The organism is Actinosynnema sp. NPDC050801, assembly GCF_040673975.1.
GTDB lineage: Bacteria > Actinomycetota > Actinomycetes > Mycobacteriales > Pseudonocardiaceae > Actinosynnema.
On the sequence record NZ_JBFAQZ010000011.1, the window covers coordinates 200,361 to 213,183 of the forward strand.

General features: G+C 70.5%; 16 protein-coding genes and 1 riboswitch. Of the genes, 7 read left to right on the top strand and 9 right to left on the bottom strand.

Going from position 1 to position 12,823, the window contains the following annotated elements; translation table 11 throughout:
* Positions 1-28: 28 nt before the first annotated feature.
* Positions 29-1,240 carry an HNH endonuclease signature motif containing protein gene (locus tag AB0K14_RS24700; RefSeq protein ID WP_360453592.1) on the bottom strand — a complete coding sequence of 404 codons (1,212 nt, stop codon included), beginning with the start codon at positions 1,238-1,240 and terminating at the stop codon, positions 29-31.
* 91 nt (positions 1,241-1,331) lie between these two features.
* Here AB0K14_RS24700 and AB0K14_RS24705 point away from each other — a divergent pair, with 91 nt between their 5' ends.
* From AB0K14_RS24705 to AB0K14_RS24725, 5 genes are all read left to right on the top strand, one after another.
* Positions 1,332-1,844: a GNAT family N-acetyltransferase gene (locus AB0K14_RS24705; RefSeq protein ID WP_360453589.1), complete on the top strand. Its 513-nt coding sequence runs from the start codon at positions 1,332-1,334 to the stop codon at positions 1,842-1,844.
* 270 nt (positions 1,845-2,114) lie between these two features.
* Entirely contained in the window at positions 2,115-3,755 is a 1,641-nt protein-coding gene (locus AB0K14_RS24710; RefSeq protein ID WP_360453586.1) for a DUF6345 domain-containing protein, read from the top strand.
* 188 nt (positions 3,756-3,943) lie between these two features.
* Entirely contained in the window at positions 3,944-4,789 is an 846-nt protein-coding gene (locus tag AB0K14_RS24715; RefSeq protein WP_364338807.1) for a GTPase, read from the top strand.
* Positions 4,786-5,064 carry a hypothetical protein gene (locus AB0K14_RS24720; protein ID WP_360453581.1) on the top strand — a complete coding sequence of 93 codons (279 nt, stop codon included), beginning with the start codon at positions 4,786-4,788 and terminating at the stop codon, positions 5,062-5,064. The genes AB0K14_RS24715 and AB0K14_RS24720 overlap by 4 nt, the downstream gene beginning before the upstream one ends.
* Entirely contained in the window at positions 5,061-5,471 is a 411-nt protein-coding gene (locus tag AB0K14_RS24725) for a hypothetical protein (RefSeq protein WP_360453578.1), read from the top strand. The genes AB0K14_RS24720 and AB0K14_RS24725 overlap by 4 nt, the downstream gene beginning before the upstream one ends.
* A 23-nt stretch (positions 5,472-5,494) precedes the next feature.
* Here AB0K14_RS24725 and AB0K14_RS24730 read toward each other — a convergent pair whose 3' ends face one another.
* The 3 genes from AB0K14_RS24730 to AB0K14_RS24740 all read right to left on the bottom strand — a co-directional run bounded on the left by AB0K14_RS24730 (position 5,495) and on the right by AB0K14_RS24740 (position 9,077).
* Positions 5,495-6,466, bottom strand: coding sequence for an ABC transporter ATP-binding protein (locus AB0K14_RS24730; RefSeq protein WP_360453575.1), 972 nt, complete (start codon positions 6,464-6,466; stop codon positions 5,495-5,497).
* On the bottom strand, positions 6,466-8,013 hold the full coding sequence (locus AB0K14_RS24735; protein WP_360453832.1) for an iron ABC transporter permease: 1,548 nt from the start codon (positions 8,011-8,013) through the stop codon (positions 6,466-6,468). The genes AB0K14_RS24730 and AB0K14_RS24735 overlap by 1 nt, the downstream gene beginning before the upstream one ends.
* 29 nt (positions 8,014-8,042) lie before the next feature.
* Positions 8,043-9,077 carry a thiamine ABC transporter substrate-binding protein gene (locus AB0K14_RS24740; protein ID WP_360453829.1) on the bottom strand — a complete coding sequence of 345 codons (1,035 nt, stop codon included), beginning with the start codon at positions 9,075-9,077 and terminating at the stop codon, positions 8,043-8,045.
* A riboswitch (TPP riboswitch) is annotated at positions 9,065-9,181 on the bottom strand. It overlaps the preceding gene by 13 nt.
* A gap of 33 nt (positions 9,182-9,214) precedes the next feature.
* On the opposite strand from AB0K14_RS24740, the gene AB0K14_RS24745 reads away from it, so the two are divergent.
* Positions 9,215-9,508, top strand: coding sequence for a 4a-hydroxytetrahydrobiopterin dehydratase (locus AB0K14_RS24745; protein ID WP_360453572.1), 294 nt, complete (start codon positions 9,215-9,217; stop codon positions 9,506-9,508).
* Here the strand turns inward: AB0K14_RS24745 and AB0K14_RS24750 are convergent.
* A complete protein-coding gene (locus tag AB0K14_RS24750) occupies positions 9,464-10,648 on the bottom strand; it encodes a mannosyltransferase (RefSeq protein ID WP_360453569.1) in 1,185 nt (394 codons plus the stop codon). The genes AB0K14_RS24745 and AB0K14_RS24750 overlap by 45 nt on opposite strands.
* 456 nt (positions 10,649-11,104) lie before the next feature.
* Between AB0K14_RS24750 and AB0K14_RS24755 the strand changes: the two genes are divergently transcribed.
* Complete coding sequence (locus tag AB0K14_RS24755) at positions 11,105-11,680, top strand: Uma2 family endonuclease (protein ID WP_360453566.1); 576 nt, start codon at positions 11,105-11,107, stop codon at positions 11,678-11,680.
* Here the strand turns inward: AB0K14_RS24755 and AB0K14_RS24760 are convergent.
* The 4 genes from AB0K14_RS24760 to AB0K14_RS24775 form a co-directional block, all read right to left on the bottom strand.
* Positions 11,664-11,933 carry a Fic family protein gene (locus AB0K14_RS24760; protein ID WP_360453563.1) on the bottom strand — a complete coding sequence of 90 codons (270 nt, stop codon included), beginning with the start codon at positions 11,931-11,933 and terminating at the stop codon, positions 11,664-11,666. The two genes, AB0K14_RS24755 and AB0K14_RS24760, sit on opposite strands and share 17 nt — an antisense overlap.
* Positions 11,930-12,082: a CopG family transcriptional regulator gene (locus tag AB0K14_RS24765; protein WP_360453560.1), complete on the bottom strand. Its 153-nt coding sequence runs from the start codon at positions 12,080-12,082 to the stop codon at positions 11,930-11,932. Before AB0K14_RS24765 ends, AB0K14_RS24760 begins: the two co-directional genes overlap by 4 nt.
* Before the next feature lie 148 nt (positions 12,083-12,230).
* Positions 12,231-12,485, bottom strand: coding sequence for a Txe/YoeB family addiction module toxin (locus AB0K14_RS24770; RefSeq protein ID WP_360453557.1), 255 nt, complete (start codon positions 12,483-12,485; stop codon positions 12,231-12,233).
* Positions 12,482-12,760, bottom strand: coding sequence for a type II toxin-antitoxin system prevent-host-death family antitoxin (locus tag AB0K14_RS24775; protein ID WP_360453554.1), 279 nt, complete (start codon positions 12,758-12,760; stop codon positions 12,482-12,484). Before AB0K14_RS24775 ends, AB0K14_RS24770 begins: the two co-directional genes overlap by 4 nt.
* Between the last annotated feature and the right edge of the window lie 63 nt (positions 12,761-12,823).

Genomic DNA, 12,823 nt, shown 5'->3' on the forward strand with positions numbered 1-12,823 from the left:
CGGAGGCGGGGTGAGCGGCGGTGTGTCGCTAGTCGCGACGTGTCGCCGCCTTCCGCTCGTAGCGGGCGTTGACCGCGGACCGGCATTCGAGGCACATGCGCTCGACGGAGGCCTTGCCGTTGCGGTTGCGCTTGACCTCGCGGGTGTTCTCCGCGGTGCGGGGATGACCGTTGCGGCACGCGACGTCGACGTCCGCCCGCGTTCTCGAGTAACCGTACTTCCTGCGGGCGTACTCGCGAGCACACTCGCGGCACCCGCCGTTGCCGGGACTTCGACCCACGACCGAGACGTCGTGACCGGCCGGGCAGAACTGCCGCGCGGGCTGAGGTCCCTTGAGGCGCGCGACATCCTTCCGGCGTTGGCACGCCTTGCAGCCGCCGGACGGGTAACGCCCGACCTCGGCGTACTCGTGGCCCTGCGCGCAGTGCGTGGTCGTGTTCGTCCGCGGCGGTACATAAGGGGTCAACGGCAACCCCGCGCGAAGTCGGTAGCAGGCGCGGCAGTCACCGCTCTTGTACCGCCCGTGGACGGCGTAGTCGTGCCCTCGACGGCACGCGGTCGCCCGGGGGTCGAAGGTGCGCCGCCCCTGCCGCTTCCGGGTCGTTGCCGACCTCGCGCCACCCGTCCGGGCTCGACCACTCGGGAAGCGGGACATGACCGCTCGGCGGGCGTTCTCCGAACGGGTGACCACCTCCAGGTGGTCCGGACGGCAGCACCGGGGGTTGCGGCAGAGGTGGTCGAGCGTCATCCCGTCCGCTATCGGACCGTTGGTCAGCCGCCAGAGCTCGCGGTGCACGTACCGCGTGCGTCCGTCGACCGAGATGACGCCGTAGCCCCTGACCAGGGCGCCCGTCCAGAGCCGGCACCCGTCCTTCGCGGTGTCGAGCCGCGACTCGATGCGCCCCAGCAGCGGCACCCAGCTGGAGAAGTCGCCGGGGTTGGCGGCGTCGCGCCGGGCGAGGTTCTCCGCCCGGGTCACCGGTTCCAGGTGCTCGGGGTTCACGCAGGCCCGGTCCCGGCAGAGGTGGTCCAGTTCGAGCCCGTCCGGGATCACCCCTCGCCAGACCGTGTACGCGAAGCGGTGCGCGCCGATGCCTCGACCGTTGACCTGCATCGATCCGTAGCCGCTGTGGCGTCGTGACCCCGACCAGAGCCAGCACCCCGTGGTGCGGTCGACGCGTGCGGTGAAGCGGTCGACGTGCGGCCGGAGTTCCGCCGGGTCGAGTGATCTCGCGGGCATGGCGCGAGTGTGGCACCCGCCACCGACAAACCGGCGCGGTCCTGTTCACCCCCATGCGGTTGCGGAACGCTCGTTGACCGATAATCGGCCCATGTCGTCGCCGCTGAACACCGCCCGGTTGGTGCTGCGCGGGTTCGTCGAGTCCGATGTGGACTCACTGGTGTGGTTGCTCGGCGAGCCGCGGGTGATGCGGTACATCGAGGACGGCAGGCCGGTGTCGCGGGCCGACGTGGAGCGGGTCGTGCTGCCGAAGCTGCTGGGCGGCGGTTGGTGGGCGGCGCACGAGAACGCGTCGGGCGCGTTCATCGGCTGGTTCGAGCTGAGCCCGGCGGGCGACGGCGTGGCCGAGTTGGGTTACCGGCTGCACCCGGACTTCTGGGGGCGCGGTTACGGCACGGAGGGCGCGTCGGCGTTGGTGGAGCACGCCGCCGCGACCGGGCTGCGCCGGGTCGTGGCGTACGCGATGGCGGTGAACACCGGGTCGCGGCGGGTGCTGGAGAAGGTCGGGCTGAAGCACGTGCGGACGTTCCACGAGCAGTGGCCGGAGTACATCGAGGGCGCCGAACACGGCGACGTGGAATACGCCCTGGACCTCCGCCCGTGACGCGCGGCGCGGCGCCTGCGGACCCCCGAACCGCGCCGACCGCCGATGTGCGGTCACCGTCGACCCGACCGTTCGGTCCACTGTGGAGCGACGCAGGTCAGGGCACTGCGTAGGCAGACTCCTCCGCCTAAGAATCCCTTGTGCGGCAACGCCGTTACAAGATTGGCTCCGATCGAGTGGATGTCCGGCAGGTCCGGTATCAAAGCCCGTCCGCCCGAGTCCTCCCCACGTGCCACGGGCCCTGCCCCGCGGCGCAGAAGGAGGAAGCGCATGTCCACCACCAGACGACGGGGAGCAACGGTGCTCGCCCTGTCCGGTTTGCTGGGCGCCGCGGCGCTCACCGGTGCCACCACAGGCACCGCGGCCGCCGCGGACGAGCTACCCGTGTACGCCGTCCGCTCCGAGGGGTTGACCCAGGAGCAGGCCGCGACCCTGCAACGGGCGTTCGGGCTCAAGACCGTCGAACGCACCGCCGAGGGTGTCGTCACGTTCACCGACGAGGACCGCCACCTGCGCGTGCCCGGCATCGACCGCGGCACGGGCACGCCCGACGAGAGCGGGCAGGCCACCAGCCAGACCCAGCTCGACCTCACCGCCATCCGCGGGCTGCGGGCCGTTCCCCTCGCCGACGCCACCAAGCGCGTCACCGAGACCCTGCGCGGCGTCGGGCTGCTGCCCGCCGAGGCCACGCCCAACGCGTCGCACACGACGCTCGACATCGCCGACGCCAACGGCAACACGGTGGTCAGCGCGCCGCTGGACACCACGGTGTCGTTCGCGTTCCAGCTCGGCGGCGTCGCGCTGGAGGGCCCCGGCTCGAAGATCCGGGTCTCCCTGGACGGCACGGGCGCGGTCACGCAGCTCACCTACGCCGCCCGCACCACCACCGCCGCCGGCCTCAAGCCGGTCCTCCCGCTCGACCACGGCTACCAGAAGTGCGTCGAGGTCATGGGCCCGGCACCGCTCGGCTCGGTGACCTACGCCTACCCGTCCGGTCTGCTCGGGGCGGGCATCACGCACCTGGAGCCGTTCTTCCGCTGCCAGGGCGTGGACCCGGGCGAGTCGTCGCCGGTGTTCTACCTGCCCGCCGTGCAGGGCAGCTCCACCCCGGCGCCGGACCCGTCGGTGCCGCCGCGTGCGCGTGCCGCCGCAACCGCCGACGTGGGCGCCGCCGCGACCGCCGACGTGGGCGCGCAGTGGACCACGCGGATCGACGTCGGCAGCTCCGGCACCGGGACGTGCCAGTCCCTGTCCGGCGTGCCGACCGACATCACCGGCTTCAACACCCGTTTCACCAACGCGGGGATCCCGGTGCAGTTCAGCTGGACCGGCCCGAACTCGTGGGAGCAGGACTTCAAGGACCCGGCGTTCGTGGGCGGGCAGGACCACGTGTACGCCGACGACGTCGACATGACCTACTACCACGGTCGGGGCGGCGCGTTCGGGTTGTCGTTCGCGGGGTGCAGTGCCGTCACGGACAGCACGCTGCGCAACACCGAGGCGCGCTGGGGCAACCGGGACGCCGAGTGGATGAGCCTGTACACGCCGAACCTGCTGCAGAACGCGGCGAGCGGCCAGATGTGGTGGCAGCGGTGGGGCCCGGCGTTCCGGGGGCTGCACCAGATCAACAGCTTCGAGACCGGGGTGGTGCAGAGCAGCGGGTTCGGTTCCCGGTACGGCAACTACCTGCTGCGCAGGCCGTTCCTGAACTTCCTGCGGCCGATGAAGGTGCGCGTGGCGTGGGCCCAGGCGTCGATCGACACCCAGCCGTCGTGGGTGCGGTGGGCGACCATGGGGCCGATCGGCAGCTCGTGGATCGCGAACTTCGACGACTACTTCTGGGGTAGGGGCCCGGTCGGACCGGACACCCTGCCCACCGTCGGCTACTGGAAGATCTCCGGCTCCAGCTGAGCCTTCCCGACGACGCTCCGCAGGGGTCCCCGCCCAGGGGACCCCTGCTTTTGCGGAAAGGCTCCGAACGGTTTGTAACACGGTCGTCGCACTCCACGACACAGGGGCGAGCAGACAAAACAAAAGCGCATTGCGCGCTTGCCATTTCCGACAAGACGCGCCGACCGGTTGAAGTGGGGCAGCGATCGATGTTCGACCCGAAGAAGCAACTCAAAAAAGCCATGGAACTGCTACGCGTCGGCAACCCGCAGGTGACTGACGAGCAGTGGGCGAACACGGAGAGCTCCTTGCAGCAGAAGATGGACGAGGCGCCGTTACCGACGATCGCCTTGATCGGCCTCGCCGGGGTCGGCAAATCGTCCACCATCAACGCGCTGTTCAACGCCGGCGCCGCCGTGGGCCACTACCGGCCGTGCACGCAGTTCGCGCAGCCGCTCGAGGGTGACCTGTTCGAGTACACCGGCCGGCGGGGCAGCATGATCGTCTACGACATGCCGGGCCTCGGCGAGAACCTCGCGGCCGACGAGCGGCACTACGACACCTACTTCGACACCCTGCCCAAGGTCGACGTCGCGATCTGGGTCGTCGACGCGCCCAGTCGGACCATCTCGCCCATCGAGGTGGCGTTGCGCCGGTTGCGCCGGATGGGAGGCGCCAGCCTGATCGACAAAATCGTATTCGCCGCGAACAAGATCGACCGGGTCCACCCGGGCGAGACGGCATGGCTCAAGCAGGCCAATATCCCGAGCCCGGAGCAGGAGGAGACGATCCACCTCTACACGAGGTTCCTCGAAGAAGCCCTCGGTGCCGAGGTGCCGCGGGCGCAGGACAGCGTGGTCTGCTACTCGGCGACCCGCCGGTACAACCTAGAGTTGCTGATGGAGAAGGTCGGCGCGCACGCGCCGGAGAACCGGGCGTGGTTGCTGGGCCGGGTCGCAGACGTCGCCGACTTCACGGACCTGGTCGACCCGCGCCTGCTCGAGTGGATCAAGTCGAACCGCCGGCACGCCGATGACGGGCGGCGGGCGCCGTGAGCCACGACATCTCACCGGGCGACGCCGAGTGGGACGTGATCGCCGACCGACTTCACTCCTTCATGGGGAAGATGAGCGCCAGCGACACGCGGCGGCTCGCCGCCGACGAGGTCTCGTTCCGCAAGTTCTGTTCCGTGGCCCTCCAGTCGATCGCGGAGATGCTCGGCTACACGGTGAAGAACATCGACGAATTCATCCGCGACATGCGGTATGCGGTGAACAAGGGGTGGCAGAACGGTATCGAACGGGCCAAGGCAAATCGGCTGCGGCCGTGACGACCGCACGCACCTACCTGCCGCTGCCCTTTCCCGAATGCCCATCGTGCGGCTCGTCCTGGGAAACTTCACGTCATCAGGGCTGTGCCGGCGACGTGGAAGTCGAACCGCGCTCGCGAATGGTCAAGTGCGGTTCCTGCGATGAGCCGTGGGACATCATGTCATCCACGTTCCACTGCTCGTGCGGTCACGCGTTCTCGGCCGGCGACGTCCACCTGGCCATCGACCGGCTCGTCGACACGTGCCGACGGCTGCTCGACATCCTTGAGGGCAGCGCCAAGGCCAACAACCTCTTCGCCAAGCGGACCGAGACCAGCTTCCGAGGGTTCATGGCCTCGGTCGTGGAAGGCCTCGGCGAGGCCGCCGGTTTCGTGGTCGGCAAGCTCCTGGGCCGATTCTTGGGTTGAGCCACGGGGCTGGGCCACCGGGCTCAACCGATGACCGCCACCCCGTCGTGGTCCACGGACAGCGTGACCCGGTCACCGGGCGACGGGGGCTCGGCCACCGGCGCCACGGCCTCGAAGTCCTCGCCGTCCAGCCGCACCAGCAGCCGGACGTGGTCACGGCGGTGGACGCGTTGCAGCACCTCCGCCCCGATCGGGCCGTCCGGGTCGACGCGCAACGCCGTCGCCCGCAAACCGACCCGCGCGTGGACGCCCACCAGGTCCCGGGCCACGTCGGCGGACAGGACCTTGCCGCAGCCGAGGAACCTCGCGGTCTCCACGTCGACCGGCCGCCGCCACACCTCGGTCGGCACGCCGACCTGCACGATCCGACCCGCGCGCATCACCGCCACCCGGTCGGCCACCGTGAACGCCTCGTCGTGGTCGTGCGTCACCACCAGCGCCGTGGCGCCCGTCTCCCGCAGCAGCCGCGCCAGGTCCACCGCCAGCTGCTCCCGCAACGCCCGGTCCAGCGCGGACAGCGGTTCGTCGAGCAGCAGCAGCTTCGGCCGGGGCGCCAGCGCACGGGCCAGCGCCACCCGCTGCTGCTCGCCCCCGGACAACGACGTGACCCGCCGCCGCCCGAACCCGGCCAGGCCCACGAGCTCCAGCAGCGACGCCACCCGCTTCTCCCGCGCCTCCCGCTCCACCCCCCGCATCCGCAGGCCGAACGCGACGTTGCCCGCCACGTCCCGGTGCGGGAACAGCTGACCGTCCTGGAACACCAGCCCGAAACCACGCCGGTGCACGGGCGTCCCGGCCAGGTCGACGCCGTCCCACGACACGGTCCCGGCGCCCGGCGGCTCCAACCCGGCCACCGCGCGCAGCAACGTCGACTTGCCGCACCCGGACGGCCCGAGCAGCGCCACCACCTCGCCGTCCGCGATCGACAGGTCCACACCGGACACCGCGGCCACGCCGCCGTAGCTCACGCTCACCCCGTCGACCCGCAACGACATCAGAACTCCCCGCCGCTCGGCACGCGCAACCGCTCGATCACCAGCACCGCCACCGTGGTCACGACCATCAGCAACGCGCACGCCGCGTAGGCCATCTGGCTGTTCAGCTCACCCGGCCGCGACATCAGCCGCGCGATCACCACCGGCAACGTCGGCGCGTCCGGCCGGGCCAGGAAGCTGGTCGCGCCGAACTCGCCCAACGCCACCACGAACCCGAACCCGGCCGCCGCCAGCAGCGACCGCGACGCCAGCGGCAGGTCCACCTCGCGCCACACCCGCCACGGGTTCGCGCCCAACGTCGCCGCCGCCTGCCGCAGCCGCTCGTCCACGGCCCGCAGCACCGGCAGCACGATCCGCACGATCAGCGGCGTCACCACCAGCGCCTGCGCCAACGGCACCAGCAGCGGTGACGTGCGGAAGTCACCGGGCAGGGCGTCCATCGTGATCAGGTAGCCGAAGCCGAGCGTCACCGCGGACACGCCCAGCGGCAGCATCAACGCCGTGTCCAGCGTTTCCGCGAACCACGACCCGTGCCGCCGCAGGCCCACCAGCACCACCGCCGACACGACGCCGACCAGCAGCGCCACCAGCGTGGCGTCGGTGGCCGTGCGCACCGAGTTCACCGCCGCGTCCAGCCCGGAGACCGCCAGCGTGCCGCGCTCCCCCGTGCCCGCGAGCGCCGCGTACCCGGCGAGGCTCCAGCCGTCGTCGGTGGCCAGCGACCTGAGCAGCAACCCCACGACCGGGGCGAGCAGCGCGGCCACCACCAGCCACGCCGCCACGACCACGCCCCACTCGCCGCCGGTGGGCCGACGGGGTGGCTCGACCCGCAGCGACAGGGCCTTCTCCCGCCTGCGACGCGCCAGACCGCCGATCACCAGCACCGCGACCACCGCGACGAACTGCAGCAACGACAGCGCGGCGGCGCCCGACAGGTCGAACAGCTCCACCGTGCGCAGGTAGATCTCGGTCTCCAACGTGCGGTGGCGCGCGCCGCCGAGCACCAGCACGACGCCGAAGCTGGTGGCGCAGAACAGGAACACCACCGAGGCCGCCGACCCGATCGCCGGCGCCAACGACGGCAGCACGACGGAGGTGAACGTGCGCACGCGTGACGCGCCCAGCGCCCGTGCCGCGTCCTCCGCGCGCCGGTCGACCCGCGCCCACAGGCCGCCGACCGTGCGGGCGACCACGGCGACGTTGAAGAACGCGTTGGCCAGCACGATCGGCAGCACACCGCCGTCGGGCCACAACGCCCGGAACGCCAGGCCCACGACCACGGTCGGCAGCACGAACGGCACCATCACCGCCGCCCGCACCACCCCCGTGCCCCACACCCGGCAGCGGGCCAGCAGGAACGCCATCGGCATGCCCGTGACCAGCGCCAACGCCGTCGCCGCGGCGGCCTGGCCGAGGGTGAACCCGACCAGGTCCCACGTGTCGGCGCGGGCCAGCACCGGCAGCACGCCGCCCTCGCCCAGGCCGAGCCCGACGATCGCCAGCACCGGCCACGCGAAGAACACCCCGAGGAACGCCAGGGGCAGCAGCGCGGCGAGCGACCAGGTCAGCCTCGGGCTCAGCCCTGGACCAACGTGCGCCACTGCTGCACCCACCGCTCGCGGTTCGCGTCGACCTCGGCGGCGGGCAGCGACCGCGCGGTGGCGGGCTGCGGCGCGGCCTTCGTCCACGCCTCGGGCAGCGCGACGCCCTCCCGCGACGGGTAGACGTACATCTGGCCCGGCACGTCGGCCTGCACCTGCTCGCCCAGCAGGAAGTCCACGACCTTCTTGGCGTCCTCGGGGTTCTTCGCGCCGTTCAGCACGCCCGCGTACTCGACCTGGCGGTAGCAGGTGTCCAGCAGCGCCTTGGTGCGCGGCGTGCCGTCGTCACCGATCTCGGCCGACGGCGACGACGCGTAGGACACCACGATCGGCCGCGGCCCCTTGCCGCTGGAGCCGGAGAAGTCCTGGGTGTAGGCCTCCTCCCAGCCGCTGACGACCTTCACCCCGTTGGCCTTGAGCTGACCCCAGTAGCCGGTCCAGCTCTGCTCGCCGAACCGCGCGATGGTGCCGAGCAGGAACGCCAGGCCCGGCGAGGACGTGGCCGGGTCCTCGACGACCAGCATGTCCTTGTACTTCGGGTCGACCAGGTCGGAGTACTGCTCCGGCGCGCCGATGTCCTTGAACGCGGCGACGTCGATGTTCAGGCACACGTCGCCGACGTCGACCGCGTGCAGCCGGTTCGGCGGGTCGAGCTGGTAGCGCTGCGCGCCCTTCTGCGCCTCGGGGCTCGCGTACTCGGCGAACACACCTTCCTTGAGGGCGCGGGAGGCGAACGTGGAGTCCACGCCGAAGGCGACGTCGCCGATCGGGGCCTCCTTGGTCAGCACCAGCTTGTTGGTGACCTCACCGGCGTCACCGCTGGCCAGGTGCTTGATCGTGATGCCGGTGTCGGTCTTGAACTTCTCCAGCAGCTCCGGGCTGACGGCGAACGAGTCGTGCGTCACCAGGGTGACGACCCGCTCCCCCGGCGGAGGTGTGCTGGACGTGGTCACCGAACAGGCCGTGAGCAGCGCGAACGCGGTCACGGCGGGCAGCACTCGTCGGAACATCATCTCTCCCTACACCGGCATGACCCGGATCAGGTGTGGACGGTCGAAGGCTCGCGCGCCTTCCTCTCAGCCCGGCGCAGCACCGGACTCCCGTGGCGAACGCGCAGCCTACCCCGCGCGGTGGGACGATCAGGGCCATGGCCGAGCTGCTGACCGACGACCAGGTGACCGCCTCGCTGACCTCGCTGCCCTCGTGGCGGGCGCAGGACGCCGCGCTCGTGCGCACGGTGGAGCTGGAGAGCTTCGCCCAGGCGCTCCAGGTGGTGAACCGGGTGGCCGAGATCGCGGAGAACGACAACCACCACCCCGACATCGACATCCGCTGGCGCACGCTGACGTTCCGGTGCGCCACGCACTCCAGCGGCGGGATCACCGCCCTGGACGTGTCACTCGCGGAGGAGATCGACGGGGTGCTCGACGTCTTCCTGTGACCGCCGGGTCCGCTCCCGCAGCACCACGGCGATCGTGACGAGCGTGAGCAGGCCCACCGCCGGGTACACCCAGCCCAGCGCCGAGTAGTACCAGGGGCGGGGGATGATCCAGATCGACGGCTGCGCCTTGAGCAGGAACGAGATCAGGTAGCTGCCGACGGCCAGGACCCACGCGACCGCGGTGATCTTCGCCAGCCGGTGCCCGGCCGCGTGGACCAGCCACATCAGGGCGGGCACCGCCCACACCCAGTGGTGGCTCCACGAGATCGGCGACACGAGCAGGCCGAGGAACTGGACGGACACGATCATCGCCAACGTGTCCTTCGCCCTCACCGCGGCGTGCAGGGCGAACCCGGCGAGCACCGCCGCCACCACCACCGCGCCCAGGAAGATCGGGCCGGTCTCGATGTCGTACCCGACCGAGCGGGACAGCGCGCCGCGCAGCGACTGGTTGATCGCCGAGCCGACCGGGCCGACGCGGGAGGCGTCCCCGAGCAGGTGGAACCAGTACTCGTTCGACTGGCTCGGCGAGATCAGGTAGCCGAGCCCGACCGTGCCGAAGAACGCCGCGATCGACCACGCGGCCGCCCGGTAGCGACGGGTGACCAGGAAGTAGAGGCCGGAGATGGCGGGCGTGAGCTTCAACCCGGCCGCGATCCCGACGCCCGCGCCCTGCACCCAGCCGCGCGCGCTGACCATCGTGCCGAGCAGGAGGGCCGCCAGGACCAGGTTGATCTGGCCGTAGTTCAGCGTGGTGCGCACCGGTTCGACCCACACGAACAGGCCGGTCCACAGCATCGCGCGGCGCGGGTCGTTGGCGCCGACGAGCTGGAGCGACTTGCGGGTGGTGAACCACAGGCAGGCGAGGCTGACCAGCTGCCAGAACCACCGGGCCGCGCCCCAGGAGATCCACGACAACGGCACGAAGACCAGCGCGGAGAACGGCGGGTACGTGAACGGCAGGGCGAACTGGTCGGAGAACTCCTTGAGGCGCCAGTCGTAGAGCAGGCCGGTGAACAGCTCCGGTGAGGCGTTCCGGTAGACCATCAGGTCCACCATGGTCATCTTCGTCTGGAACGCCACCATGGCCAGGTGTCCCAGCAGGGACAAGCCCAGGATCCACGGTGCGAAGGCGAGCACTCGCCCTTCAAGTGCGCGCGAACTCACTGCCCTACCTCCACGATCGTGTGAATTACACGACTGTCGGGCCACGAAACCGGGTACCCGGACGTCAAGACGAGTGGGAGATCAACGCAAGGGGTAAATCGCATGACCACCGACATCGTCGTATTCACCGCCTCCGCCCTGGCCATGCTCGCCACCGCGGGGGGCGTCTTCGCCCTGGCCCGCCACAGTCGCAACCAGGTGCGCTGACGCCAGAGCACAGTACCTCGGGGCGGTGCGTCCGACGCACCGCCCCGAGTCGTCTCCACGGCCCGTGATCAGGTACCACCGGTCCGCGGCGGCGTGGAGGGCACGCCATCGTGCGACTACCGGGGCACTGGCGCACGGCCTGGCGTTCCGAGCGACGCCACGCCGAGGAGTCGATCACCCGTGCTCGCTGCTCAAGTCATCGGACCGGATTACGGTGACGACATGGCCGAGTTGCCCGACTGGATGCGCCCACCGCGCGAGGAAGGCTGGTTCGCGGAGGATCTGGACCGACTGCCCGAGGCGCCCCGCCACACCGAACTGATCGACGGAGCGCTCGTTTTCACGATGGCCCCGCAGCGGTCCTGGCACAGTCGGCTCGTCACCGAACTCACGCTCGCGCTCGGCCGGCAGACGCCGGCCGGCATCGAGGTGGAGCGCGAGATGACGATCCGGCTCGACGTCCGCAACCGACCCGAAGCCGACATCCTCGTCACGTCCGCGTCCTTCGACCCGGTCCGGACCTGGTTCGAGCCGGCCGATGTGCTGCTGGTGGTCGAGGTCGTCTCACCCGAGTCGACCTTCCGGGACCGGACGGTGAAGCTGCGCAAGTACGCCGCGGCCGGCATCCGGCACTACTGGCTGGTGGAAGACGAGGCCGTCGGGCCGGTCGTGCACGTCTACGAGCTGGACGAGCCGACCAAGGCCTACCTGCCGACGGGCATCTTCCGCGACTCGCTCCACGTCTCCGTGCCGTTCGGGATCGACATCGACCTCGCCAAGCTCATGCCGCGCCACTGACCGCCCGCCGGTCACACCGGGCGGGTCCAGCTCCCAGCCGCTTGTTGCCGTCGACCAACGGGGGGTTGCGCAGGATCGACTCCATCAACACGGCGGCCCTCTCGTCCAGGCTGCCGTACGCGTCCTGCCCCATCAGCGAAGACCGCGGCCGGTGCGCGGCCGAGTCCAGCAGACCCAGGTCACGCACCTTGGGCACGCCGAGGTCGTCGGCCAGCGCCGGCAGCTCTTCCAACGTCAGGCACTCGGGGTTCACCGCGCGAGCCGGTCGAGCAGCGCCGCGTAACGTTCCCGCCCGTCACGCGAGAGCGCGCGGACCCGATCTTCCTTGACCCGCCGGGCGGCGGCGTCGGTGATCGCGCGCACTGCGGCCTCGTGCTTGCTCACCCCGTCGCCGTCGGCCATCACGTAGTCCTTGCCCTCCGTGCGGACCTTGCCGGCGGCCTTCGCGGCCGAGATGGAGCCTGCGCCTTCTGCGCCATCTCCAGCACCAGACGGCGGCCCATTCCGGGTGCGGGTTTCCTTCTCCAGTGGCCGTGCGATGACTCGGCGATCAGTAGTGGTAGCGGGCCGCGAGGATGACGATCTCGTCGTCGGCGACGAGGTAGACCAACCGGTGCTCGTCGTCGATCCGCCGCGACCAAGCCCCCGGGAGGTGGTGCTTGAGAGGCTCGGGCTTACCGATCCCGGTGAAGGGGTCGCGGAGGACGTCCTCGATGAGCTTGTAGATCCGGGCGGGCACCTTGCGGTCGTTCTTGAGCCGGGACGTGTAGTCCTCCCAGCCGTGCTCTTCGAAGACGAGCCTCACTCGCCGCCCTTGCCCATCGGGGCATCGGGATCGATCAGCGCGTGCTCGGAGAGCTTGATCCGACTCAACGCGTTCTCGTAGGCCTTGAGCAGCCGACGAGCGTTCGCGGGCGAGCGCAGGAGGTAGGAGCCTTCACGCAGGGCGGCGTAGTCCTCGGCGGAGACGAGCACGGCGTTCCCGTGCTTGGAGACGATCTCGATCGCGTCGTGGTCGTCGTTGACCTTCTTGATCAGCGGAAAAAGATCCTTGCGGGCCTCGCTCGCGGTGATGGACACGGCGGAAACCCCCTCTACTCTGGTACCAGATGTCGTACCACTCTGAAGCACCGGGCGCTCAGC

Coding starts and splice junctions, on each gene's coding strand:
- AB0K14_RS24740 (WP_360453829.1), bottom strand. CDS start 9,077: ATGTTCCGACGAGTGCTGCCCGCCGTGACCGCGTTCGCGCTGCTCACG.
- AB0K14_RS24710 (WP_360453586.1), top strand. CDS start 2,115: ATGTCCACCACCAGACGACGGGGAGCAACGGTGCTCGCCCTGTCCGGT.
- AB0K14_RS24700 (WP_360453592.1), bottom strand. CDS start 1,240: ATGCCCGCGAGATCACTCGACCCGGCGGAACTCCGGCCGCACGTCGAC.
- AB0K14_RS24745 (WP_360453572.1), top strand. CDS start 9,215: ATGGCCGAGCTGCTGACCGACGACCAGGTGACCGCCTCGCTGACCTCG.
- AB0K14_RS24730 (WP_360453575.1), bottom strand. CDS start 6,466: ATGTCGTTGCGGGTCGACGGGGTGAGCGTGAGCTACGGCGGCGTGGCC.
- AB0K14_RS24715 (WP_364338807.1), top strand. CDS start 3,944: ATGTTCGACCCGAAGAAGCAACTCAAAAAAGCCATGGAACTGCTACGC.
- AB0K14_RS24705 (WP_360453589.1), top strand. CDS start 1,332: ATGTCGTCGCCGCTGAACACCGCCCGGTTGGTGCTGCGCGGGTTCGTC.
- AB0K14_RS24755 (WP_360453566.1), top strand. CDS start 11,105: ATGGCCGAGTTGCCCGACTGGATGCGCCCACCGCGCGAGGAAGGCTGG.
- AB0K14_RS24765 (WP_360453560.1), bottom strand. CDS start 12,082: ATGGCCGACGGCGACGGGGTGAGCAAGCACGAGGCCGCAGTGCGCGCG.